Raw genomic sequence first — 23,491 nt, forward strand, 5'->3', positions numbered from 1 at the left:
CATCGTTACTTCATCGTGGCCGACAAACTTCATGAGCTTGCCATGATGGTGCTATCCGGTGGCATAACAATTCTGTAGCATGGTTCCAAAGCTGAAGATCCGTCGCGCCCCTGCCGGCGCCGGCCGGAACAGAGAGCGGGGAGTGCGGCATGACCAACATCAAATACGACACGCTTAATCAAGGCAAGGAATACAGGGATTTCCGCTTCGAGGTGATGTCGGATGTCTGGGGCGCGTCAAAGCAGCCCTACCTGAATTACTTGGACGACGCGACCATCGGCACATTTCTGGATTTGGTGTATTTCGGCAATGCCGATTTCAACGACTTCCGGGAGATCGTCTCGCAGATTGTCGACATCAGCAGCGACAGGACTTTGGTCACAGATCTCTGGGACGCGGTGAATCCGAGTATCCCCTATAGTTCCAACGCCGCATTGCGCCAGGCGCTGGACCAGGTCCTGGCCAATCACGAAGTCGGTGGCCATTTTGCATTTGCCTCGCTCGCGAAGATGCAGGCGGCGCTGGACGGGATGGACGCGACCGCTTTTTTCGAGAGCGAACTCACTGCCTCGGATGCCAACATCCCATATTCCGAAGAGCGGGCCGTCGTATTTTCACTGGCCTTCGAGAACATCGACGTCAGCAACATCGTGCAGGCCATGCTGGTCGACAACGACCGTTTCGAGGCATGGTACGACATCCGCTACCAAAGCAATGACGGCTCCGAATCAATCGGCGGCGGACAGGCCACGGCACAGCGCCGCTACATCCAGTCCGACCTGTTCGAGCTCTACAACGATCCGAAGCATGTCGGCTTCGATGAAGCCCGTGAGGTCGCGATCGACTACCAGGCGCATCGCGACGCCATCCAGTTCTACGAGCAGACCCATCCGCATGCGAGCAGCAACGCCAAGGCGGGCAACGCACTCGGCAGCGGCGATATCGCCGACGAACTGCAGCCGGCGATCCTCTCGCTCGAAAAGCATTTCAACCTCACGGCTGGGCATATCGAGGAGGTCCTCTATGTCATCCCCGAAGTGACGGAGCTGCATGGCGACGGCACCAGCTATGATGGCCACCAGAACGATGACGACATGCTGATCAGCGATTCCGCCGAGAATATTCTGTGGGGCGATCAGGGCGACGATCTGCTCGTCGGCAATGCCGGCAATGACACGCTTCACGGCGGCATCGGCAATGACCGCCTCTATGGCGGCAGCGACAACGATACGCTGTTCGGCGAGAGCGGCAATGACTGGCTCTTTGGCGGCCCGGGCCACAACAAGCTCGATGGCGGCACCGGCAACGACACGCTCGTCGCCGGCGACGATGGCGACAGCATTTTCGGCAGCGATGGCAATGACAAGATCACCGGCGGTGACGGGGCCGATACGCTGAACGGCGGCAATGACGACGACAAGATCAGCGGCGGCGGCGGCAACGACACGCTCTACGGCGGCAACGGCAACGACAATCTCGACGGCGGCGCGGGCAATGACAAGCTGACGGGCGGCGCCGGCCACGACGTTCTGGCGGGCGGCACGGGCAACGACACGTATTACCTCGTCAGCGAAAAGCCCGATCCGTCGCCGGGCAGCGGGAGCCCGGCTGCCGGTGGCGGCACCGATCAGATCGTCGAGGCCGGGAACGGCGGCACCGATACGCTGGTCGTGGGCATGGCCGGCACGTTCAACGTCAAGAATGTCGAGAAGCTGCAGCTGACGGGCAATATCGCCGGCAACGTGTCGCTGACGCTCAATCAGTTCTCGAATTTCGACCTGACCAACAATGCCGACAAGATCACGATCACCGTCAACCACCTGAGCAAGCAGGCGATCGTGGTCGATACCGGCGGCGGCACAGATACGGTGAGGATCGCCATTGCTCCCGGCGTCGACCCGTCGCAAGTGCTCGACCATAAGGGCATCACGGCGCGCTTCGACTTCGCCGACATTTCGGCGAGCGATACGATCGATCTCACCCCCATCGGCATCAAGCAGATCGTGACGAACGAACTGACCGTCGACAGCGACCATGGTTATTACCTGATGGCTCCCGACACCAAGATCCATGTGGTGGAAAACGGCCAGGAGGTCACGACCTATACCAACGACACCAATAGTTGGTTCGTTACCAAACTGGGTGACGAAACTCCCTATGGACCGGAATTCTTTGGCCACATCGTCAAGGGCAATTTCGACATCTGAGCATGTGCGCTACTGAGCGCAACAAAATTCTCAAGGCCTGACCCCCAGCCATATCATGTGCCGGGCGCCGGATTTGGCACGGGCGCGCACAGGCTTCTCCTCGACCGCGAAGCCGGCCTGCCTCAGCCTGCGAGTGAATGCCGGGTCGGGATGCGCCGACCACACCGCCAGCACGCCGCCGGGCGCGAGCGCCGCACGCGCCTCCGTTAGCCCCTTCAACGAATAGAGCCCGTCATTGCCCGGCCGGCTCAACCCGTCGGGGCCGTTGTCGACGTCAAGCAGGATGGCGTCATAAGCTTGCCGCGCAGCAGCGATCATCGCGGCGACATCGTCCTCGACGATTTTCACCCTGATATCGTCGAGCGAGCCACCATGCAGTTCCGCCATCGGCCCTTTGGCCCAGGCGACCACGGCCGGCACCAGTTCGGCCACGGTAATCTCCGTCGTCGGAACGGCGAGCGACAGCGCTGCCCTCAGTGTAAACCCCATGCCGAGCCCGCCGATCAGGATACGTTGCGTTGCCCTGCCAGCGATCTTTTCGATCGACAGCCCAGCGAGCGCCTCCTCCGAACCACTCAGCCGGCTGTTCATCAATTCGTTGCTGCCGAGCATGATCGACCATTCCCTGCCGCGCCGCTTGAGCCGCAATTCCTCGCCGCCAGGGATTTTCGCCGTGTCGATCTGGATCCAGGGCAACATGAAAACGCCTCCGATATGGTCGGAGGCGTAGTTATTCGTTTCTCAATGAAAATGCCAGCGTCAGGCCACGCGGCCCCAGCCGAACGGGCCTTTCCGCCGCGGCGTCGAGATCACCCGCGCCGGCAGAAGCCGCATGATTTCGGCGGCGAATTCGCGGGCATTGGCCTGCGCCCGGTCGAGATTGGAGGTTTTCACCGGGTCCATGTCGTAGAGCGTCGTGCCGCTGTCGAACATTTCGCGGTAGGCGCCACGCTCGACGATCGGCGTGCCGAGCGTGTTGACGCCACGCTGGGCGAGCAGGCCTTTGACCTTGAGCAGCGAGTGGGTGGTGACCATTGGGTTGACGCGTGAGAGCAGCACCGAATGCGGGATCGCATAGCCGGTTTCGTCCTTGATCTGGGTGATCAGGTCGAGAATCTTGGCTGCACCCTTGGCGTCCATGCCCGCGCCCTGCACCGGGATCAGCACATGCGAGGAGAAGGCTAGGGCCGCCGCCGTCAACTGGTTGCGCTCGCCGGCGAGGTCGATGATGAAATAGTCGGTCTGCGGGTTCATTTCCCGTATCTGGGTTTCGAGCGAGGCCGGTGTCACGCGCGTAACCAGTGAAATCGCGCCGCGCGGCCTGGCCACATCATACCATTGGCTGAACCAGCCCTGGGGGTCGCTGTCGAACACCGTTACCTTGTAGCCGCATTGCGCCAGCTCGACCGCGAGCAGTGCGGCCGCCGTGGTCTTGCCCGCCCCGCCCTTGGTATTGGCAATCGTGATTACCGGCATGTAGTCCTAGTCCCCCCGTCTGGCGCCCGCCACGATGGCGGACAAAACTGCCTGCTTGTCAGAATAGACTGCGACTGTTTCGCGGGGCTTGCGAGAAAAATTGTTGTTTTTCAATTCTCGTGTGGCCAAATCCGCACGCGATACATGAATTCGAATTCTTCGCGATATAATCGCAGCCGGGTCCAACTATATCGCCCCCGGATGCTTTGACTCACCCAAACCATACAACGATAGTTTCACGGCTGATACTATTTTTGCGTTTGGAACATGCCGACATCTGATTCCCTTGTGGATCATATCTACGAGGCAGTCGTCATCCCCGACCTGTGGCGGGAGATTTGCATCGCGCTCGCCACGGAAGTTGATGTCTATTCGGTCGCAGTTTCCTCACTCGGCGTCGGCGCGACTCACCGCAGGGTGTCGGCCCCCCAATGTGCAGCAACTGTTCGAAGCCTTTTCGCACAGCGACGTCCGCTTCCAGAATGTCCGGCCAGCACGGGCGCTGAAAAAGTGCCGGGCATGTTCTCGCGCGACACCGACATCATGAGCGCCGAGGAACTGGCTACCGACCCCGTCTATAATGCCTTCCTCTATCCCAACGGCCTGAAATGGTCGGCAGGCTATGTGGTGCAGGAGCCGTCTGGCGGGGAGGTGGGGCAGGTCGACATGCGGGTGCTCTCCGGCCTCTTCGATCTGACACCGGCGGAAGCCAAACTCGCTCGATACCTCGCGAGCGGCGCCTCCGCGGAAGCGGCCGCCGAGGCGCTGGGGCTCTCGATCCAGACCATCCGGACCTATCTCAAGCGCATCATGGCAAAGACCGGCACGCGCCGACAGGCCAAGCTGGCGGTACTGCTCTCGGGCCTGAAAGGCTTTAGCCGCCTGCCAGTCGCCCGGTGCGGCGCTTCATAGGATGAAGTCGCCTTTCGCCAGCGTCACATGATCGGCAAGTTCGATGCTGAAATCCGCTTGCTTGTCGCCATCTGTGTCGCCGAGCACGAAGGTATGGCCGCCCTTGAAAACGTAACGCAGTTCGCCGGCCGAACCGTCGAAGGCGTGTTGGCCGATAAAGTGGAAAGCATCGTTGGTAACGTTCCCGGTCACGGCGTCCATGCCGTGGAGATCGATCTGGTCGTGTTGCTTGTGCGAGAAATCGGTGATCAGGTCCTCGCCGGACGCTGCCGTCGTGCTGTCGAGCGTGATGTTGTAGATGAAATCGTCCGCGCCGCCACCGCCGGTCAGCACGTCATGTCCCACGCCTCCGACGAGTTGCTCCGTGCCCGCGCCGCCGATCAGGGTGTCGTCACCGCCGAATCCATGCACCTGGCTGTCGATCGTGCCGCCGCGGCCATCATAGGTGTCGGCGGCGCCACCGAAGATGATGGCGCCTTCCATCGTGCCGCTGTTGCGGATCGTCACGCCGCTAGTTTCCATGAAGCCGTAGAAGGAGATCGAATTACCGCCAGTGATCCGTCCCTTATTGTTCAGCGAGAAGGCTTCGGGACCGGAAATTTCAAACGGATTGTTGGCCACGTCGATCGTGCCGCGGTTGACCACCTCGGAAAGCCCTCCGGCCAACTGTGACTCGATGAAGATGCCTGCGTGACCGGCGATCGAGCCGCTGTTGGTGATCGTGGCGGCATTGCTCTCGACTCGGATGCCGGCAGAAGCCTGCGAGTAAACCTCGCCCGTGGCACCGATCTCGATGTTTTCGTTCCCATCGGTGTCATGCTGCTGACTGATCCACAGCGTCGGGCCGTGGGCAATCACCTCGCCATTGACCACGATCGACTGATCGCTGCCATTCGCGGTCACGGCGCTGGTCGCGCCGATATCCTCGCTATTGGCGACCACAGCCCCTTGCGTCACATAGAGGCTGTCATAGTAACCGAGCTCATATAGGGTGACCTGCTGGATATGATTTCCGGTGGCGATCTGCAGTGTCATGAAATTTTCCCTCGTTACATTCTTGCGCCAGTCCCCGGGTGCGATGCGCGGGCTAATGACGCGCGACAAGCTAGGTTTATTCGCCCGGAACGCAGGAGCGAAAGGCGGATGACATGGCACGGAGCCTTGTGCTGCGTTTAGCAGGCCCCCGGACCTGCTCTCGGTCTTCGCAAAATTTCGATCTCTTCTACGATCGTGGTGAATAGTTACACTTGCTAATTTTCAAGTTCAATTGCCGGATTTAAACCTATTTTAAGGCTAACGCCCGAATAATGGCCATGCTTACTATTCTGTAAATCCGAAATCTATCCCGGTAACCATCTGTATCTCGTAGGTTCCGTTTCATGGTTAGTATCATCACCAACAGGTCGGCGATTGCCGCGCTCAGCACGCTGCGCGGCATCGACCAGAACCTCACCTCCACCCAGTCGCGCATCGCAACCGGCTATCGCGTCAACACGGCTGCGGACAATGCTGCCTATTGGTCGATCGCCACGACGATGAAGTCCGACGACCAGGCCACCGGCGCCGTTCAGGATGCGCTCAATCTGGGTGCGGCCACCGTCGACGTCGCCTATACCGGCATGAACAATGCCATCCAGGTGATGGACAAGTTCAAGCAGAAGCTGGTGGCGGCGCGCGAGCCCGGTGTCGATCGTGACAAGATCAATGCCGAGATGGTCGAACTGCGCAACCAGATCCGTTCGATCGCCGAGAGCGCCAATTTCAACGGCCAGAACTGGCTGCTGACCGCGGACGGCGCCAATGAGCCGGATCGCGAACTCGTCACCGGTTTCGTCCGCCACGGCGACGGCAGCGTGCAAGTGATGTCGCAGACCTACAGCACGCTCAACGATGGCGGCTTCGGCACGCCGAACCGGCTGATCGACGATACCAGCGCGGGCATGTATGGCATCCTGACACAGCCAGCGGCCGCAAGCGGCTGGGACGTATCGATCCCGAACTGGGTATTCATGCTCGGCAAGGATCCCTGGCCCTCGGGGCGTGAGATGGGCGTGTCGGCAACGACCACCAACCAGGAGATCGACACGATGATCACCGGCACTGAATTCATGCTGCAGCAGATGCAGTCGGCTGCTGCCCATCTCGGCTCTCTCGCCTCAGGCATCGACATGCAGGGCAAATTCCTGCAGGACCTCCGCGACGCCACCAGCCGCGGCATCGGTCGCCTGAAGGACGCCGACATGAACCAGGAGTCGACCAAGCTCAAGGCATTGCAGGTCCAAGAGCAACTCGGGGTTCAGGCGCTGTCGATCGCTAACGGCAATGCGGACAATGTGCTGGCCTTGTTCCGGTAGGTTTGAGCATCAAGGCGCGGGATCCGGACGACCCGCACGCCGCCGCCAGAACTCGATCGCGAGCTTCGCCATCCACGGAAAGACGGCGAGCAATGAAAGCGAGGCCAGAAGCTCGGGCGACATGACATCGCTGACGCGTTGCAGTCGCGCCAGCTGCGTGCCTGCATTCACATAGATGATCGCCAGCGGCAGCATGCCCAACTGGCTGACCCAGTAGAACGTCCTCGCTTTGATGGGCGCGAGCCCCATCAGCAGATTGATGAGAAAAAACGGAAAAACCGGAATAAGCCGGAGCGTGAACAGATAGAAGATCCCATCGCGCGCAACGCCGCGGTTGACGACTTCCAGCCGTTGACCGAAACGCGATTGCACGCTCTCACGGAAAAGATATCGCGACGCCAGGAAGGCGACAGTCGCGGCAATACTCGACGAAAAGGAAACAAGGATAGTACCCTCGACCACGCCGAATATCGCACCTGCAGCAATCGTTAGGATCGCGGCGAACGGCAGCGGCAGCACCGCGACGAGGGCGTAGCTCAGGAACAGGCCGAGCGCCACCTCGACCGGCGAACCTTCCTTCCATGCGGCAACCACGGCAAAATTCCGCTTCAGGTCATCGAGGTTGACGGCGCCATGCAGAAACACGGCGGCCAGCACGATCAGGACGACCGCCACAAGCGCCAGCAAACTTCTTCCTGTCATCGACGCTCCCTGGAGCCGCGGCCACGATTTTGCTTGAGCCTTTTGGCTGTCTTTGTGTCGAAATTCAATCCGACATATGGAAGTTCTTGGCTGGCGCGAGCCAGAATGACGGCGACCTCACTCGGCCGCTGCGACCGTTTTGAGTCCACCCCCACCTAAAATTGGTTTACAGTTGCGCAAACGGTTGAGGCCGTGAAGCGTGCCGTCATCGATCGCGCGGGTTGACATGGGAGGGAGAGATGTCAGGAGATCTAGTGAATGTGCGCTACATGGTCGATGACGTCGAAGCCGCCGTCGCCTGGTACACGACCCATCTCGGATTTTCGCTTTTGTCGAGCTATGCACCAGCTTTTGCGGATGTGCAGCGGGGCGCGTTGAGGCTGCTGCTGAGCGGACCGGCGAGCTCGGCGGGCCGGCCAATGCCGGACGGCGAGCAGCCGCGACCCGGCGGCTGGAATCGCATTCATCTCACTGCCGAGGATCTGGCTGCGGAGGTGGAGCGGCTGCGCGCCGCCGGGGTGACGTTTCGCAATGATATCGTCAAGGGACCGGGCGGTTCGCAAATCCTGATTGTCGATCCCTCCGGCAATTTGGTCGAACTGTTCCAACCCGCCGGGCGGTGACTTCTGGCCTACCATGCAAAGCGGTCAGCGATCGAGGGACTGAGGCCGGTGATCATCTCCGCGTCGATACCGCGAGCGACAACCGCCAGGCCACGCCTCACTCCGCCTCGGCCATTTTCTCCGGCGGCTTGAGTGGCGTTGCCTGCTTCAGCCGTTCTCCGATTTCCTCCAATACCTTCGTCGAAGCGCCCGTCAGCATGCGCGGGCGGACGAAGGCCGGCTGCTGAGGGTTGTTCTTGGCCTCTTCCGCACGGCGCTTGGCCTCTTCGGCGGCAATCTTCGGGTCCTCGTCGGGAGCCGGATTGGTGAAGCCGGGGAGGGGTTTTAGCGTAATGCCCTGGTGGGCGTAATCCATCAGCAGCTTGAAGGCCATGGCCGGCAGCGAGCCGCCCGTCATGTTGTTGGACGACGTATAATCGTCGTTGCCGAACCAGACAACGGCGGTGAAATTGCCGGTGAAGCCGCAGAACCACGCGTCGCGATAGGCCTGTGTCGTGCCTGTCTTGCCGCCGGTCAGCACGCCGTCGACGGCCGCCTTGCGCGCCGTGCCGACATAGGGCACGCGCGTCAGCATCTGCAGCATGTAGTTTTCCGCTTTCGAGGACAGGACCCGTTTCGGCGCCGGCTCGTCGCGGTTGAAATTATAGAGCATCTTGCCGTCGTAATCGGTGATTTCTTCGATGCCGTGGCGGCGCGACTGCACGCCGCCGGCCGGGAAGACGGCATAGGCCGTGGCCTGGTCCATGACGGTGACTTCAGATGTGCCGATCGGGATGGTCACGTCCTTGCGGATCGGCGTTTCGACGCCGAATTTCTTCGCTTCGGCGATGATGTCGTCGATCGGATGCGGCCCAAGTTTTTCCTTGGCGAGGCGCACCGGAATGGTGTTGATCGAATGCGCCAGCGCCGTCTTGATGTCGATACGGCCGGCATAGTGGTCGCCGTAATTATGCGGGCTCCAATTGCCCCAGGAGATCGGCGCGTCGACGATCGGCGTGTCGGGCGTCAGCCCTTCCTCCATCGCCAAGGAATAGGTGTAGATCTTGAAGGAGGAACCTGGCTGGCGTAGCGCCTTGGTGGCGCGGTTGAACTGGTTTTCGCCATAGTCGCGGCCACCGACGATGGCGCGCACGGCGCCGCCGTTTTCGATCGCCACCACCGCGCCCTGCTTGACGCGGAAGGTCTCGCCATATTGCCTGAGCGACGTCTCGATCGCCTCTTCGGCGGCGCGCTGGATGCCCATGTCGACCGTGGTGTGCACGACGACGGTATGGGTGGGGAAATGCCGCGCCTTGGCGATCCTCAGCGTCTCGTCATAGGCCCAGTCGAGGAAATAGTCCGGCGATTCCCTCTGGTTGCGGTCGACGACGGTGGCCGGGTGCCGACGCGCCTCGATTACTTCGCCTTCGGTCATCAGCCCGCCCTGGACGAGGTTGGTCAGCACCTCATTGGCGCGCGCCCGCGCCGACGGTAGGTTGATATGCGGCGCATATTTGGTCGGCGCCTTGAACAGCCCGGCGAGCATCGCCGATTCCGCCAGCGTCAGGTCCGGCACTTCCTTGCCGAAATAGAACCGCGCCGCCGCCGCCACGCCAAACGTGCCGCCGCCCATATAGGCGCGGTCGAGATACATGGAGAGGATCTGCTTCTTGGTGAAATTGGCTTCGAGCCAGAGCGCCAGGAACACTTCCTTGATCTTGCGGTCGATCGAGCGCTCGTTGGAGAGGAAGAGGTTCTTGGCCAACTGCTGCGTCAGCGTCGAGCCGCCCTGCACCACACCACCGGCCTGCGCATTGGTGGAAAGCGCACGGATCAGCCCGAGGAAGTCGATGCCGAAATGGTCGAAGAAGCGCCGGTCCTCGGTTGAGATCAGCGCCTTGATCAGATAATCGGGCATGTCGTCGATCGGCACGGAATCGGCATGGTTGGGGCCGCGCGAGCCGATATAGTTGCCATAGCGGTCGAGGAAGGTGACGGCATAGTCCTGCTTGGTGCGCCAGTCCTCCTTGATCATCTCGAAGGTCGGCTTGGCGAGCGCCAACATCGCCACCATGCCGACAGAACCCCAGGTCAGGCCTTCGCCGAGCAATTCAAAGACAATCCGCTTCCAACCTTTCACCCGGAATTTGCGGAAGAAGATAGTGATCTCCTCCCAGGCGTCGACGAACGCGAAGCCGGCATTCCAGAGGGTGGAATCGAGCCAGGCGTCGAGGCGCAGGAAGAAATGTTTTTTCAAGCGCGGGGTGGGGGATTTTTTGGTGGCGCCAGTCTCAGGTGGAATCGAATCCTGCGGGTTGGAATCGGTCATTTCGCGGGTCCCTCAGGCCGATGTAAGTGCCGCTCACCCCCCTCTGCCCTGCCGGACATCTCCCCCTCAAGGGGGGAGATCGACTCGTCGCAGCCGGTCGCGCCTATCTCGACGTTGCTGATAGGGCGGTGAGGGCGCCCCTTGCCAATCTCCCCCCTTGAGGGGGAGATGCCCGGCAGGGCAGAGGGGGGTAGCCATTGGCGGAAACGTTGCGGATTCATAACGGCACTCATTCAAAAGCGTCCACGCCGATCACTCGAATGATGCCGTCGCAAACATCATCGATATTCTCTAGAACGTCGCCGTTCCAGACGCGGAACACCGTCCAGCCAAGAGCGCTGAGCTGTTCTGTCCTAATCCGGTCGTACGCGACTTCTGCGTCGTTGCCATGCTGGGAACCGTCGACCTCGATAACAAGCTTGTGCTCCGGACAGGCAAAGTCAACAATGTAGCCGTCAATCGGCATTTGCCGCCTGAAACTCAACCCCATCAATCGGTGGGCTCGTAGTTCGTTCCATAGCTTTAGCTCAGCGTCGGTGAGTGTATGACGCATACGCTTCGCATTTGTGCGATTGAGGGTGGGCACATCAAAGTGAGCCATAAGCTAGTAAATCCAGGCCCATCGCCATCATCGCCGCTTCTGCCATATGCAATTCCGACCACATCGTCCGAATACCGCTTCAAATCTCTTTCATACTCCACTATCTGAACCGTTCAAACCGGCGACGGAAAGAAAATGCAGGAAGAGCCTCCCTTCTGGAAGACCAAGACGCTCCGCGAGATGAACGATGCGGAGTGGGAGAGCCTGTGCGACGGCTGCGGCCGCTGCTGCCTCAACAAGCTCGAATATGAAGACACCGGAGAAATCGTCTTCACCAATATCCGTTGCAAGATGCTCGATCCCGAGAGCTGTCGTTGTGCGGACTATCCCAACCGGCAAAAACATGTACCGGACTGCATCCGGCTGACCGTTGAGGAGGTCGAGCGGCTGAGCTGGCTGCCGCCCACCTGCGGCTATCGGCTGGTGCAGGAGGGCCGCGACCTCTACTGGTGGCACCCGCTCGTCTCGGGCGATCCCGACACCGTGCACGCGGCCGGCATTTCCGTACGCGACCGGACGGTCAGCGAGGAAGACGTGCCCTGGGATGACTATGAGGATTACGAGGTCGACTGGCCTTATGAGGGAGCGGCATAAGGCGCTCATCGTAATCACTATTGCGCGAGGCGGCCGAAAGGGACACACTCGGCTTTCAGGCTGGATTTCACCCGGGTCACGGGAGATCGAAAATGTCGTCCGTCGCGCGTGAAAATGCACTCATCTGCCTTGGCTGCTGGGACCAGATGCACATGCCGATCCCCATCAAGGGGCCGTTGGCGTGGCCATTTCGGGCGTTCGGCATCCGCCGCAGCAAGATGAATCCGAATATCTGCACGATTTGCGAGCGGTCGTTCCGCTACGTGAAGAAAAAGCAGCAGATTACCGCCGAGGCCACCATACTCTTTGCTGACATTCGCGGTTATACCCGGTTTTCCGAACGGGCTGACGCGGCGGCCGTCAGTCGCGTCGTCAATCTCTTCCACGACCAGTGCGCGCAAGCGATCTGGGCGGAAAACGGCATCGTCAACAAACAGATGGGCGATGGCCTGATGGCGATCTTCAATTTCCCGATCCGCATCGAGCGCCACGCGGCCGCGGCTGTGCGGGCGGCGCTCGACATTCAGCGGCGTTGCAGCGAGGCTTTCGAAAGCACATCGCAGGACGACCTTCAGGGTGTCGGCGTCGGCGTTCATACCGGTCAGGTCGAGATTGGGGAATTTTCGAGTTTCCACAGTGATTTCACCGCAATTGGCGGCGCCGTTAACCTAGCTGCCCGGCTGGAATCCCAGGCGTCTCCGGGTGAGGTCATTGTATCGAGCGAGGCTGCGCGGCAGGCGCCCGAAATCCTGTCCGCCGCTTCGCGTCGCGCGCTTCGCTTGAAGGGTATAGAACAACCTGTCGAAGCCTGCGTCCTGACAGCATGAATGCACCCGGCATTGCCATGCGCGGCGTAAGTAAGATGGATTGGCCCGTCGAAGGCCGGCGCGGAGCCTGCCGCCCGCGTCTCGACATGGTCCCCCGGAGCTGCTAGGCGTCTGCAACTGTTCGTCGCGACAGGTTTCCCATGAACGCCATCAATGTCATTGCACCCTACCGGCATCTCGGCATGTGGGTCTTCGACGATCCCCGCGTCGGCCTGGAAGCCGAGCCTTTCGTCGGCGGCGCCGACACGATGATCGATCGCGTCGTGGCCCATATCCCGAACGCGAAGGCAGGCTTCACGATGGTCTTCTCCGCCGGGCCGTTTCCCGGCCATCAGTTCAAGCTGGATTGGCGGCGCCCGGAAACCAGCGGCAATGTCTATTATTCCACCGAACTCGATGCCGAAGGCTGGCTCTGCCCGGCGTTGCTTCGCTATTTCGACACGCCGCCGGCAAATATCTACGTGCAGGTGAAGGCCAGGCAAGACTGATATTGGCCGGCTGCATGGAAAATCCCCAGCGAGTCGAGACGCTCGAAATCAAGACCTGATCAATTTCATTGTACGCCGCCGCCCCAATGCTGTTCCGTCCGGAATCCCTCACGTTTCCCAGACATGTCGCCCTGGGGAGCCCCCCACATTGCCTCAAGCATCAGTCCCACGAAAGCTTCAACCTATAGCTTTCCGCTGACAAAGGGATAGTGGAGCTTTAGATGGACAATCTCGCACGCAAAGAGGATCTGGATCGCGAAATCGGGCCGTTCATGCGCAAGATATCGCTGATCTCGGACCCCCGGGAGCTGGGTGCGCTCTGCCACGAATTCCTCTTTCGCTTTCCGCCACAGCGCGGTTTGGAGGTCGCATCGGCGCTGACCTTTGCCAATCCCTTCTTCATGGCCGATATTCCGGCAGAGAATGCCAAGGAACTTTCCGTCAATCTGGAAATCCTGGCGGAAATCCTGATGCGGGCGAAGCTGACAGCCGCGCGCGCGCCGCAGACCAATATCCTCGTCGCCTGCATGCCGAAATCGGCCTCGACGTTTATCCAGAACGCGCTGCGTGTCGGTTTGGCGCTGCCCGGAGCCGGTCTGCATACGGCCACCTTCTCAGCCCATTCCGGCTCCGCACTCGGTGGCAACCTGCGTGAACAGGAACCGGAGGAACTGGCTCTGCTGCGCAATGGCCTCAACCAGCGTGGCTACGTGGCGCAGCATCATAGCCGCTGCTCGCCCTATGTGGCACGGCTCCTCAATACCTATAACGTTCGTGCGATCGTCACCTATCGCAACCTGTTCGATATTCTCGTCAGCATGGATGATATGGCGATGGAATGGCGCAAGACGCCGGCGCAGGCGGTCGGCCACTATTTCAACGATGCGATGCCGGGAAATTACCATCTTCGCGATCGCGATGACCGGTTGATGATGCTCGCCCAGCGCTACGCTGCCTGGTTCGTGCAATTCTACATTAGCTGGCGTAAATGCGAGCAGGTGGGCCTCACCCGTCCGCTCTGGATCTCCTATGAGAATGATTTCCTCGGCGACAAGGTGGTGCTCGCACGGCGTATTGTCGACCATCTCGGCCTCGATCCGGTCATGGTCATGCGGCTCGCCGCCGCTTTCGAAGACAAGTCCGGCGCCAGCGAAAAGCGCCTCAACAAGGGTGTCGCCGGCCGTGGCCGCGACGTGCCGGATGCCGTGCGCGACATGGTTTTGTCGGTGGCCAACGCCTATCGCGATGACGAGGACCTGACGCCGATCATCGGCGAATAAGCGTTTCGTCGCGGAATAAGGGGATTGCGATGCAGCCAGGTGCGGGCGAGGATTTGGAAAACATGATCGTGCCGGTCATGCAATGGCTGTCGCGCAATACCGACCACGCCGACATGATGGCCAAGGGCAGTGCCTTCATCGGCGGCTTCCCACCCGAACGAGCCCTGCACGTGGCCTCGCAGCTTGCCTTTGCCAATCCGTTCTTCCTGCCCAAGGTCGATGACGCCACGGCGGAAAAACTTTCGGTCTCGGTCGACACGTTCGGCGAATATATCATGCGCGCCAAGCTGACGATCCGGCATACGCAGCAACCCAATATCCTGATCGCCTGCGCGCCGAAATCGGCCTCGACCTTTCTGCATGCGGCGCTCACCCGCGCGCTCAGCCTGCCGACCGCCTGCCTGTTTGCCGGCACGCTCGACTGGGGTTCGGCGGCGCTGCACGGCTCGGCACTGCGCGAGCAGGAGCCGGACGAACTGGCGCTGATCCGCGCCGGCCTGAACGGTCGCGGCTATATCGCCCAGCATCACAGCCGCTGCTCGCCCTATCTCGCGCAACTGCTCAGCATCTACAATGTCCGGCCGATCGTCACCTATCGCAACCTGTTCGACACGGTGATCAGCCTTGATGACATGGTCCTGGAATGGCGCGCGCGCGCCGGCTCCGTCGATCACGGCTATTTCGCTGACGCGATGCCGTCGAATTTCGAGCGCCGCGACCGCGCCGACCGGCTGATGATCCTTGCAGAGCGGTTCGCGCCCTGGCTGGTGCAATTCTATGTCAGCTGGCGAAAATGTGCCGAGGTCGGCTTCATCAAGCCGCTGTGGATTTCCTATGATGAGGATTTCCTTGGCGACAAGGCAGCGCTCGCGGCCCGCATCGCCGACTTTGTCGGCTTCGGCAACTCAGCGTTGATCACGGCGGCCCTCGAAGATAAGAGCGCCGGCAAATCCAAGCGCATCAACCAGGGTGTCGCCGGCCGCGGGCGGGACCTGCCGGACAGGGTGCGCGCGCATATTCTGTCGGTTGCCGGCTATTATCGCGATGACGAGGATCTGACGCCGCTGGTCGGCGAGCAGTAGTCTCAGGCCTTTTTCTTCTTCTTTGCCAAAACATTGTCGCGTGCCATCGTCAGCGCGGAGAGCACGATCTCCACATCCGCGCGCCTCAGGTCGAGCGCTGTCCAGCCGCGTGCACCCCAGGATTTCGCCAGCGGCGCGTAGAGCTGCCCGTGCACTTCCCGCATCAACTGCTGCTGGTCCGGTGTGAACCCGATATTCGCAGTGGTCGGAGAGGGGAGGCTGGCAAACACCTTGCCGCCGGCGCGAAAATCGCGCTTGCCGAAATGGGCGCCTTCCTCGACATCAGAGAGCGAGAGCGCCAAGGCTGCGAATTCGTCATGCGTCATCGGCCGTTCTCCTGAGACGGCACTATCGGTGGCCTCGAACGACGCTGCAAGAGGAAATCGACGATCGGAAATGGCTGTCGGCGGCATGTCGATGATCCCCGGCTTTGGACCATTGATCATGTGCGTTGCAACATGCTACGCGCGGCGAAAAGGGTTTCGTCCGAGGTGCCGCATGATCCGCCATATCGTCTTCTTTTCCGTCCGCAATCGCGATGATCTGCAGCGGGTGCGGGCGGGGCTGTCGGTTCTTACGGCAATCCCGCATGCGAGCCGGCTGGAAATCGGCGAGAATTTGCGCACCGACCAGCTCGGCACCCAGGTCGACCTGGTCGTCTATGGCGAATTCGACAATGAAGCGGCGCTCGATGCCTATAAGGCCCATCCGAGCTACCAGCGCTCGATCGAGATCGTACGGCCCCTGCGGGAGATACGCATGGCGGCGGATTATGACGTGGTCGCTGCCGTGACGGAGCCGCTCGCGGAATAGATGCGCGGCGAAATGACAGCTGGCTTTATTTCGCCGGCTGCGCGGCCGTCTGCCTGAGATAGCTGATCGAATGCGTGATCTCCGCCTGCCTGCCGGCGAGATCAATCACCACGTTCCAATGGCCGCTGGCAGGTACGCCCAGCTTCGCCGGGAAGGCCTTGAAGAAACCGCCATAATACGTGCATTTCTGCCGCTGACGGTAGAGATTGAAATTCTGGTCGTCGAGCAAAAAGACGTTGCACTGATGCGAACACTGCACGACGACAACGTCGCCCTTCGCGAGATTCTGGTGTGCGTGTACGAAATTCGACATCTCAGCGCTTCACCTCCAAGATCACCGCAATATCTGCATCGGTGCTGCAAACCCTATCCGGGCGAAGGCACGCCCAGTCGCTGTCGTACCGGCATCGGCCGGCGCCCTGCGCTATAATAGGAATGAGAATATGAAATTTTCCTTTCGATTGCAGCACGGTGACAGCAGGGAGGGAGGTCAGGGGAACAGTTCGATAGCGGGTAGCGAATAGCTTTGGTTATCGTTCGACAGAATAGACGCAGGCGGACGGCGAGTTGTATCCTCTGGCTACCAACTATTCGCTCTCTTCACATCACCGTCTTTTTGAACTTCCCCATGAGATAAGGCCCCGACAGAACCGGCTCATATTTCGATGTCTCGCCCGCCGACAGACATGACGGCAGCGTCTCGATCTCTGCAAACCAATCCGGCTGATGGAAGAACGCCAGTGATTGCCGCCGCAGCAGGCCACCGTCCTCGGGCGCGACGTTCACGACCCGGTGCAGCGTCGACACCCAGCGGTCATTGGTCCAACGCGCCATCAGGTCACCGATATTGATGACGAAAGCGCCCTCGACCGGCGGAACTTCGCGCCAGGCGCCTTCGGGCGTCATGATCTCCAGGCCTTTGGAGCCCGGCTGCGGCAACAGGATCGTCAGACTGCCATAGTCGGTATGAGCGCCGGCGCGCAATTGGCCTGCCGGTGGTGGCGCGTCGAGTTCGGGATAGTTGAGCGCCCGGAGTGCCGAGATTGGCTGACTGATGAAGGATTGGAAATAATCCTCCGGCAGATCCAGCGCCACGGCGAAGACGCGCATGATACGTGCGGCGAGATCGGTGACGGCGGTGTAATACGCTTCCCAGGCTGCGCGAAAGCCGCCCGGCTGATCCGGCCAGATCGTTGCCGCATAGCAGAAGGATAGCGCCTCCTGATCCACGAGCCCCGGCGGCACGGAAAGCGGGCCTCCGTTGAAACTCTCTTTTAGGTCGGGCGGCGAATCGACGCCTTTCGATTTGGCGAGCGCCTCGGCACCCGGTCCGAGATAGCCATAGGGATAGCCGGGATAGGGCGCGCGTACCTTGTCTTTTTCTGTCGCCGCAAGATCGAAGAAGGCATGCGCCTGGGACCAGATGCCACCGATAACGTCGCCCGGTATCCCGTGATGCCTGATCGCGAGAAAGCCGGATTCGCGGCAGATGTGGTCCACCTCTCGGCCCATTCGCTGCTTTTGTTCCATGTCAGCCTGTTCGAAGGCGGCGAGATCGAAGATGGGGAAGGCGGACATGAGACGCTCCGGAATGCTGGCGGAGCAGAATGTGCAGCCTCCGCAACGGCTTGTCCAGCCGTGATGAATAAAGTGCGGAGTGATTGGGCAGGGCCGGGCAATGGTCGACATTGCAACGCGATGATCGACCGGCCGTTGCGGCAATGAAGAACGATCGAACAAAGCGAGGGCTGTCAAAACCTCGCTCCTCTGGAAAGATCACTTCGCCTTCACCGGCATCCAGATCTCGAAACCGCCTTCGCCGGTCGCAGGATTGAACGATCGGCCATAATATTCGATCATCGGCTTCTCGTCGGCGACATAGGCCGATTGCGGCAGCCAGGTCATCCAGATCGTCGCGATGGTCGGCCGGATCAGTGTGATGTGGCCGGGCTGGCGGAACATCGCATAGGTCGCAGCCGGGATAGTGCGCGACGTCAATTCCCTAGGCAGGTCGGCAGCACTGGAGACTTCGATTCCGCACATATATTCGCAGCCATCCTCCTCGCTATAAGAAAGCGAGGCACCATAGGCGGCGTGCTCCACGCCGTTCTGGATATGGGTATGCCAGGCGTTGAATTTCTCCCAAAGCGAGGGAATGCCGCCGATGTCCTTCGTGGCGAAGGTCTGCACCAGCCCTGCGAGCAGGATGGATTTGCGAGCTTCGATTTTCGGTTCGGCCAGTTTGATGTCGGGGGTGGCGTCCATGATCAGGGGCTCCGTCAGGTCAAGGTTTTCGTGGCTTCGGGCGTCGCGCACGCTTTCCGGCGTCACGCCGAAATGCTCGCGGAACGCCCGCGTGAAGGCTTCATGCGATCCATAGCCGGCATCGAGTGCCAGGCCCAGGATGTCGGGAACACCAAGCGCAAGCACACGCGCCGCTTCGGAAAGCCGCCGCGCCCGCTGGTAGCGCATCAGCGATTGGCCGGTGGCCGAGGTGAAAGCGCGCGTCATGTAGGACGCAGTCACGCCCGCACAGCCGGCAATGCCGTCGAGTGTCATCGGCCTGCGGAGATTGCTTTCAACCTGCCAGATGGCTTTCTCGATGATGTTCATGCGTCGCCTTTCGTGTTCCGACGGAGAGAGAATTAGCCCGGTGAAACAGGGGCCGCTTGACCGTTCTTGCGCTCGGATCAGGATTTTTCGTTCTTGGACGGAAAATACTCGTGGCCGCAGACGCGATCCTCGTCAGCGTTAAAATGTCACTGCTCAAATAATTGGCAAAATGGTCCTGCGCGGCAGACTACGCGTCTGCCTGATATAATATCAGCGACGTCCCGTGCGGCAATCTCCGAGACGTCGTTAAAGAAGCTGTTTCCGCTCGCGTGAGCCGAGCTTGATCAGTAGAGCAGCCGGGTGGGGCGCTGGACGCTATAGTGCTGGCCGCTCTGCATGTGATGGCAATCGACGCCCCGGGCGCAATCGGAGATCAGCTTTTCCAAAGGCGGCGACTGTACGCAATATCTCTCGCCTGACTGCTCGTAATGGCAAAGCAGCCCGCCATTGTGCCGATGGACGATATAGTCCGCGGCCGAGGCGCCGGCAGGCAAAACCAGGGCGATCAGGAATGCATATTTGAACACCAGCGAAATCCCTCTCAAAACTTTCGCGGAACCATACTTCGGAATTCTTTCAATTGCAAAGCCCCGCCGCCCAGGCGGGGAAATTTCGGCTCTCTGCTTCACGACTTCCCTCGATACATGCCGTCGTCAGTCGCATGTTCCTGCGGACCGGGTGATCATGCCTCGCGCTCGGCCATCGCCTCGAACGCCATCGCCGCCTGCGAGTGATAGTGCTCCTTGTGACGCAATAGATAAAAGGGGCGCGGCAGCACTGGCCAGTCTACTTCGACCAGCAGGCCGCCGCGTAGCGCTGCGGTCGCTGCACTGCGTGATGCGAGCGTCGCGCCGATGCCTGTGCGGACGGCGACCAGCACGGCTTCGTTGGTGGGGAGCACAAGCGGAATATCGAGCACGGCGCGATCGATGTCGTGCCTTTGCGTCAGCGTCTCGAAGGCAAGCCTGGTGCCGGAGCCCGGCTCGCGCAGCACCCAGGCCGTCTTCGTCAGATCGACGTCATCCCGGGGAAGAGTGGCCCAGACGTGGCTGGGCGCGACGACGATGATCATTTCGTCCGTGTCGACAATGCGCGAGGAGATGACCGGCCGATCGACCAGGCCTTCGACGATGGCAATCTCGCAATGACCAGCCTCGATCGCATCCGCCACTTCCTCGGTATTGCCGATATGAATATCGAGCGATATCCCGGGATAGGCGGTGTGATAGCGCACCAGGCGCGGCGGCAGCCAATAGCCGCCCACGGTCTGGCTCGCCCGGATCGAAAGTTCGCCGCGCTTCAGGCCGGCAAGATCGTTGAGCAGCGCTTCGGCGACGCGAGAGCGCGTCAGCACGGCTCGGGCTTCGTCGAGAAAGGCCCGGCCGGTCTGGTTAAGCACGATCGAGCGGCCGACGCGATCGAAGAGTTTCACCCCGTGGCGGCTCTCAAGCGCGTTGATCGCGGCGCTGACGGCCGATGGCGTCATGTTGAGCCGCTCGGCCGCACGGGTGATGTGGCTTTCAGAGGCGACTTCGATGAAGATGCGGAGTTGGTCGAGGGTCATGGTCGATCATGGCAAAATCGTCCAATTTTGTCGAATGATTTGCTTGCTATTGGTCGACGACCCGATTTGATATCTGTTGAATGATGGCAGCGGTCAATAGGGCGGATGCCTGCCCCACTTGCAGGCAATGATGCAGAAAGCGGCTCGATGACACGCTAACCCGCCAAACGCCGCAGCTTTGGCCACATTCATTTGCCATTCATTGTTGTTTCGCTAAATAGGGGTCAAGTTAAGTATTGTCACGGGACACGTGAAACCGATGATAACGAGAATAATAGCGTCGCTGGTCGGCGCGGCGTTGATGGTGACATCCGCCGCCGCGCAAGACTATCCAGACGACGACGACATGCCCCCGGACGCCGTGCCGATACGGCGCATGCACCAGGGCGATGGGATTCCCATCGGCCGTGTGCAGCCCGACGATGACGGCGTGCCGGTCGGTCGCATGCAGCCGGATGATGGCATCCCGCTCCGCCGCATGCAGGCCGAGGATGGCGTGCCCGTCGGCCGGATTCAGGGTGGCAACTGTCAGCGTGCGGTTCAGCAGGCGTTGCAGATGACCGGCGGCGAGCTTCTTTCCGTACGGCCTGCCCGCAATGGCAAGCCGATCTGTGCCGTCACTGTTCTGGTCATCAGTGCGAAGGGCCGGCCGCGCAAGGTGCGGCTCAGAGTGCCGATGGATTTCTGACCTGATTTGTGATCCTGGACAGTTTCAGCGAAGTTGGCACTGTGGTTTCGTCTCCGGACGTCCGGAACGAGTGTGAAGAGGCAGTGAGGAGAGGGCATGCGCATTTTAGTCGTCGAGGATGATCAGAACCTCAACCGGCAGATCACCGACACGCTGAAGGAAGCAGGCTATGTCGTCGATCAGGCTTTCGACGGCGAGGAAGGCCATTATCTCGGCGATTGCGAACCCTATGACGCCGTGGTCCTCGATATCGGCCTGCCGGAAATGGACGGCATCACCGTGCTGGAGAAATGGCGCGAGGCCGGCAAGAAAATGCCTGTGCTGATTCTGACGGCGCGCGACCGCTGGAGCGACAAGGTGGCCGGCATCGATGCCGGCGCAGACGACTATGTCACCAAACCGTTCCACATCGAGGAAGTGCAGGCGCGTCTGAGGGCCTTGATCCGCCGCGCCGCGGGCCACGCGACGTCCGAAATCATCTGTGGCCCGGTGAAGCTCGACACCAAGAGCTCCAAGGTCACCGTCAAGGGCGCGACGCTGAAACTCACCTCGCACGAGTTCCGGCTGCTTTCCTATCTCATGCACCATATGGGCCAGGTCGTGTCGCGCACGGAACTGGTCGAGCACATGTACGACCAGGACTTCGATCGCGATTCCAACACGATCGAGGTCTTCGTCGGCCGCCTGCGCAAGAAGATGGGCATCGACATGATCGAGACCGTGCGCGGGCTCGGTTATCGTATCCAGCCGCCTGCCAATGCTTAGAGAGCGGCTGAACTCCCTCACTGCCCGCATTCTCATCTATACCACGATCTGGTCGGCGGTCGGCGTGGTCATCATCGCCGTCGTGATTTCCACCCTCTATGAGCAGGGCGCCGAAAAGAGCCTGCACGACCTGCTGCGCGCCCAGCTGTTTTCCGCCATCAATTCGGTGTCGATCGATTCCTCGAGCCACAGGCTGACAGGCTCGCCGCAGATGAGCGAGCTCGGCTTCCAGCAGCCGGCCTCGGGCTGGTATTGGATCGTCCAGCCGGTCGGTGACTACAAGGCCGATCCGCTGACGTCGCCGAATTATTTCGGCGTGGCGGTGCCGTCCGTGACCAACGACGTGGCCCCCTTCAATTCACGCTTCGAACGCTATTATGCGACCGCCGACAGCGCCGGCAACCAGGTGCGTGTTGCCGAGGCCGAGATCAGCCTGGACGAAGAGCCGGCCGATGACATCGACCCGACCATGCCGAACAACAAGGAGCCGGTCTACCATATCGTCCGCTTCCGGATGATCGGCAATCACCGGGTCGTCGTCGAGGATGTCGCCGCATTCAACCGCAATCTCTATCTGGCGCTCGGCCTATTCGGCGCCGGCTCGCTCGTGCTCAACATCATTATCGTCCTGCTTGGCCTGCAGCCCCTGGACCGCGTCCGCAACTCACTTGCCCGCATCCGCAATGGCGACGCCGAGCGGCTCGACGACGACCTGCCGCGCGAAATCCAGCCGCTTGCCCATGAGGTCAACGCGCTGATCGAGAGCAACAAGCGCGTGATGGAGCGCGCCCGCATGCAGGTCGGCAATCTTGCCCATTCGCTCAAGACGCCGATCGCCGTGCTGCTCAACGATTCCAGCCAGATGGCCGCGCCGCATGGCGATCTTGTCCGCAGCCAGGCGGAGATCATGCAGGGCCAGGTCCAGTCCTATCTCAACCGCGCCCGCATCGCCGCTCAGCGCGAGAGCATCCTAGCCCGCACCGAAGTCGAGCCGGTGCTGGAGCGGCTGGTGCGCGTGATGCGCAAGCTCAACCCCGACAAGACCTTTTCACTATCGGTCAAAACCAGGGGTCTCAGGCTGGCGATGGAGGCGCAGGACCTCGAGGAGACGATCGGCAACCTCGTCGACAATGCCAGCCGTTTCGCCAGGCGTAATATCCGTCTGACGGTGGCGGCGGCACCGGCCGCCACGCGTGGCACAGAGGTCTCGCGCAAGACCTGGGCTGTGCTGACGATCGAGGACGACGGCCCCGGACTCGAGCCTGACGAGATCAAGGAGGCCATGAAGCGCGGCAAGCGGCTCGACGAGAGCAAGCCCGGCACCGGCCTCGGTCTCTCCATCGTCTCGGAAATCATCTCAGAATATCAGGGCACATTCTCCCTGTCTCGGGCCGAAAGCGGTGGCTTGAAGGCGGAACTGGTGGTGCCTATGGTCGTTAATTAGCGTTGTTTGCGCGGGCAGGCTGTATAACGTAAACAGACGATATAATCTGTGAATCTTCCGTGCCATATTGCTGCCATGCCCGGACAGCAAGACGGGCACGGACGCGGTGAATGCCAATATTGTGAGATGATCCTGGGGGCGACCATTTCA

General features: G+C 60.7%; 25 protein-coding genes. 13 read left to right on the plus strand and 12 right to left on the minus strand.

Annotated features, from left to right (window positions below; translation table 11 throughout):
• Nucleotides 1-149: 149 nt before the first annotated feature.
• Nucleotides 150-2,207 carry a calcium-binding protein gene (locus tag AC1DYF_RS01130; RefSeq protein WP_477874361.1) on the plus strand — a complete coding sequence of 686 codons (2,058 nt, stop codon included), beginning with the start codon at nucleotides 150-152 and terminating at the stop codon, nucleotides 2,205-2,207.
• 30 nt (nucleotides 2,208-2,237) lie between these two features.
• Here the strand turns inward: AC1DYF_RS01130 and AC1DYF_RS01135 are convergent, their stop codons facing one another.
• Nucleotides 2,238-2,906, minus strand: coding sequence for a spermine/spermidine synthase domain-containing protein (locus AC1DYF_RS01135; protein WP_477874363.1), 669 nt, complete (start codon nucleotides 2,904-2,906; stop codon nucleotides 2,238-2,240).
• Between the two features lie 60 nt (nucleotides 2,907-2,966).
• Nucleotides 2,967-3,683, minus strand: coding sequence for an AAA family ATPase (locus AC1DYF_RS01140; protein ID WP_477874365.1), 717 nt, complete (start codon nucleotides 3,681-3,683; stop codon nucleotides 2,967-2,969).
• 519 nt (nucleotides 3,684-4,202) lie between these two features.
• Here AC1DYF_RS01140 and AC1DYF_RS01145 point away from each other — a divergent pair.
• Entirely contained in the window at nucleotides 4,203-4,595 is a 393-nt protein-coding gene (locus AC1DYF_RS01145; protein WP_477874367.1) for a helix-turn-helix transcriptional regulator, read from the plus strand.
• On the opposite strand, the gene AC1DYF_RS01150 is transcribed toward AC1DYF_RS01145, so the two are convergent.
• On the minus strand, nucleotides 4,590-5,630 hold the full coding sequence (locus AC1DYF_RS01150; protein WP_477874369.1) for a calcium-binding protein: 1,041 nt from the start codon (nucleotides 5,628-5,630) through the stop codon (nucleotides 4,590-4,592). The two genes, AC1DYF_RS01145 and AC1DYF_RS01150, sit on opposite strands and share 6 nt — an antisense overlap.
• Nucleotides 5,631-5,974: 344 nt before the next feature.
• Between AC1DYF_RS01150 and AC1DYF_RS01155 the strand changes: the two genes are divergently transcribed.
• A complete protein-coding gene (locus AC1DYF_RS01155; RefSeq protein ID WP_477874371.1) occupies nucleotides 5,975-6,949 on the plus strand; it encodes a flagellin N-terminal helical domain-containing protein in 975 nt (324 codons plus the stop codon).
• 9 nt (nucleotides 6,950-6,958) lie between these two features.
• Here AC1DYF_RS01155 and AC1DYF_RS01160 read toward each other — a convergent pair whose 3' ends face one another.
• Nucleotides 6,959-7,606, minus strand: a complete 648-nt coding sequence (locus AC1DYF_RS01160; protein WP_477874373.1) for a TVP38/TMEM64 family protein — start codon at nucleotides 7,604-7,606, stop codon at nucleotides 6,959-6,961.
• 284 nt (nucleotides 7,607-7,890) lie between these two features.
• Between AC1DYF_RS01160 and AC1DYF_RS01165 the strand changes: the two genes are divergently transcribed.
• Complete coding sequence (locus AC1DYF_RS01165; RefSeq protein ID WP_477874375.1) at nucleotides 7,891-8,274, plus strand: VOC family protein; 384 nt, start codon at nucleotides 7,891-7,893, stop codon at nucleotides 8,272-8,274.
• Nucleotides 8,275-8,371: 97 nt separating this feature from the next.
• Here AC1DYF_RS01165 and AC1DYF_RS01170 read toward each other — a convergent pair whose 3' ends face one another.
• Together AC1DYF_RS01170 and AC1DYF_RS01175 are read right to left on the minus strand one after the other, a co-directional pair.
• Entirely contained in the window at nucleotides 8,372-10,582 is a 2,211-nt protein-coding gene (locus AC1DYF_RS01170) for a transglycosylase domain-containing protein (RefSeq protein ID WP_477874377.1), read from the minus strand.
• A 229-nt stretch (nucleotides 10,583-10,811) separates the two neighbouring features.
• The gene (locus AC1DYF_RS01175; RefSeq protein ID WP_477874379.1) at nucleotides 10,812-11,183 is read right to left on the minus strand and encodes an endonuclease domain-containing protein; all 372 of its coding nucleotides are present in this window, start codon (nucleotides 11,181-11,183) and stop codon (nucleotides 10,812-10,814) included.
• Between the two features lie 135 nt (nucleotides 11,184-11,318).
• Here AC1DYF_RS01175 and AC1DYF_RS01180 point away from each other — a divergent pair, with 135 nt between their 5' ends.
• From AC1DYF_RS01180 to AC1DYF_RS01200, 5 genes are all read left to right on the plus strand, one after another.
• On the plus strand, nucleotides 11,319-11,777 hold the full coding sequence (locus AC1DYF_RS01180) for a YcgN family cysteine cluster protein (protein WP_477874381.1): 459 nt from the start codon (nucleotides 11,319-11,321) through the stop codon (nucleotides 11,775-11,777).
• A 92-nt stretch (nucleotides 11,778-11,869) separates the two neighbouring features.
• Nucleotides 11,870-12,604, plus strand: coding sequence for an adenylate/guanylate cyclase domain-containing protein (locus tag AC1DYF_RS01185; RefSeq protein WP_477874565.1), 735 nt, complete (start codon nucleotides 11,870-11,872; stop codon nucleotides 12,602-12,604).
• 140 nt (nucleotides 12,605-12,744) lie between these two features.
• Nucleotides 12,745-13,092, plus strand: a complete 348-nt coding sequence (locus tag AC1DYF_RS01190; RefSeq protein ID WP_477874382.1) for a DUF6717 family protein — start codon at nucleotides 12,745-12,747, stop codon at nucleotides 13,090-13,092.
• Between the two features lie 221 nt (nucleotides 13,093-13,313).
• Nucleotides 13,314-14,372: a hypothetical protein gene (locus AC1DYF_RS01195; RefSeq protein WP_477874384.1), complete on the plus strand. Its 1,059-nt coding sequence runs from the start codon at nucleotides 13,314-13,316 to the stop codon at nucleotides 14,370-14,372.
• 29 nt (nucleotides 14,373-14,401) lie between these two features.
• Nucleotides 14,402-15,454, plus strand: coding sequence for a hypothetical protein (locus AC1DYF_RS01200; RefSeq protein ID WP_477874386.1), 1,053 nt, complete (start codon nucleotides 14,402-14,404; stop codon nucleotides 15,452-15,454).
• Nucleotides 15,455-15,456: 2 nt separating this feature from the next.
• Here the strand turns inward: AC1DYF_RS01200 and AC1DYF_RS01205 are convergent, their stop codons facing one another.
• A complete protein-coding gene (locus AC1DYF_RS01205; RefSeq protein WP_477874388.1) occupies nucleotides 15,457-15,780 on the minus strand; it encodes an MmcQ/YjbR family DNA-binding protein in 324 nt (107 codons plus the stop codon).
• Between the two features lie 172 nt (nucleotides 15,781-15,952).
• Here AC1DYF_RS01205 and AC1DYF_RS01210 point away from each other — a divergent pair, with 172 nt between their 5' ends.
• Complete coding sequence (locus AC1DYF_RS01210) at nucleotides 15,953-16,267, plus strand: Dabb family protein (protein WP_477874390.1); 315 nt, start codon at nucleotides 15,953-15,955, stop codon at nucleotides 16,265-16,267.
• A gap of 25 nt (nucleotides 16,268-16,292) precedes the next feature.
• Here the strand turns inward: AC1DYF_RS01210 and AC1DYF_RS01215 are convergent, their stop codons facing one another.
• The 5 genes from AC1DYF_RS01215 to AC1DYF_RS01235 all read right to left on the minus strand — a co-directional run bounded on the left by AC1DYF_RS01215 (nucleotide 16,293) and on the right by AC1DYF_RS01235 (nucleotide 20,444).
• Entirely contained in the window at nucleotides 16,293-16,580 is a 288-nt protein-coding gene (locus AC1DYF_RS01215; protein ID WP_477874392.1) for a DUF1883 domain-containing protein, read from the minus strand.
• Between the two features lie 287 nt (nucleotides 16,581-16,867).
• Nucleotides 16,868-17,845 (minus strand): isopenicillin N synthase family dioxygenase, encoded by a 978-nt coding sequence (locus tag AC1DYF_RS01220; RefSeq protein ID WP_477874394.1) that lies wholly within the window; start codon nucleotides 17,843-17,845, stop codon nucleotides 16,868-16,870.
• 198 nt (nucleotides 17,846-18,043) lie between these two features.
• Nucleotides 18,044-18,880, minus strand: a complete 837-nt coding sequence (locus AC1DYF_RS01225) for an AraC family transcriptional regulator (protein WP_477874396.1) — start codon at nucleotides 18,878-18,880, stop codon at nucleotides 18,044-18,046.
• A gap of 284 nt (nucleotides 18,881-19,164) precedes the next feature.
• Entirely contained in the window at nucleotides 19,165-19,407 is a 243-nt protein-coding gene (locus AC1DYF_RS01230) for a hypothetical protein (protein WP_477874398.1), read from the minus strand.
• Nucleotides 19,408-19,562: 155 nt separating this feature from the next.
• Nucleotides 19,563-20,444 carry a LysR family transcriptional regulator gene (locus AC1DYF_RS01235; protein WP_477874400.1) on the minus strand — a complete coding sequence of 294 codons (882 nt, stop codon included), beginning with the start codon at nucleotides 20,442-20,444 and terminating at the stop codon, nucleotides 19,563-19,565.
• A 259-nt stretch (nucleotides 20,445-20,703) separates the two neighbouring features.
• Between AC1DYF_RS01235 and AC1DYF_RS01240 the strand changes: the two genes are divergently transcribed.
• From AC1DYF_RS01240 to AC1DYF_RS01250, 3 genes are all read left to right on the plus strand, one after another.
• Entirely contained in the window at nucleotides 20,704-21,132 is a 429-nt protein-coding gene (locus AC1DYF_RS01240; protein WP_477874402.1) for a hypothetical protein, read from the plus strand.
• A gap of 96 nt (nucleotides 21,133-21,228) precedes the next feature.
• Complete coding sequence (locus tag AC1DYF_RS01245) at nucleotides 21,229-21,897, plus strand: response regulator transcription factor (RefSeq protein ID WP_477874404.1); 669 nt, start codon at nucleotides 21,229-21,231, stop codon at nucleotides 21,895-21,897.
• Complete coding sequence (locus tag AC1DYF_RS01250) at nucleotides 21,890-23,341, plus strand: sensor histidine kinase (protein WP_477874406.1); 1,452 nt, start codon at nucleotides 21,890-21,892, stop codon at nucleotides 23,339-23,341. The genes AC1DYF_RS01245 and AC1DYF_RS01250 overlap by 8 nt, the downstream gene beginning before the upstream one ends.
• Nucleotides 23,342-23,491: the final 150 nt, after the last annotated feature.

The sequence above is a fragment of the Rhizobium sp. P2_G9 genome (assembly GCF_056403475.1).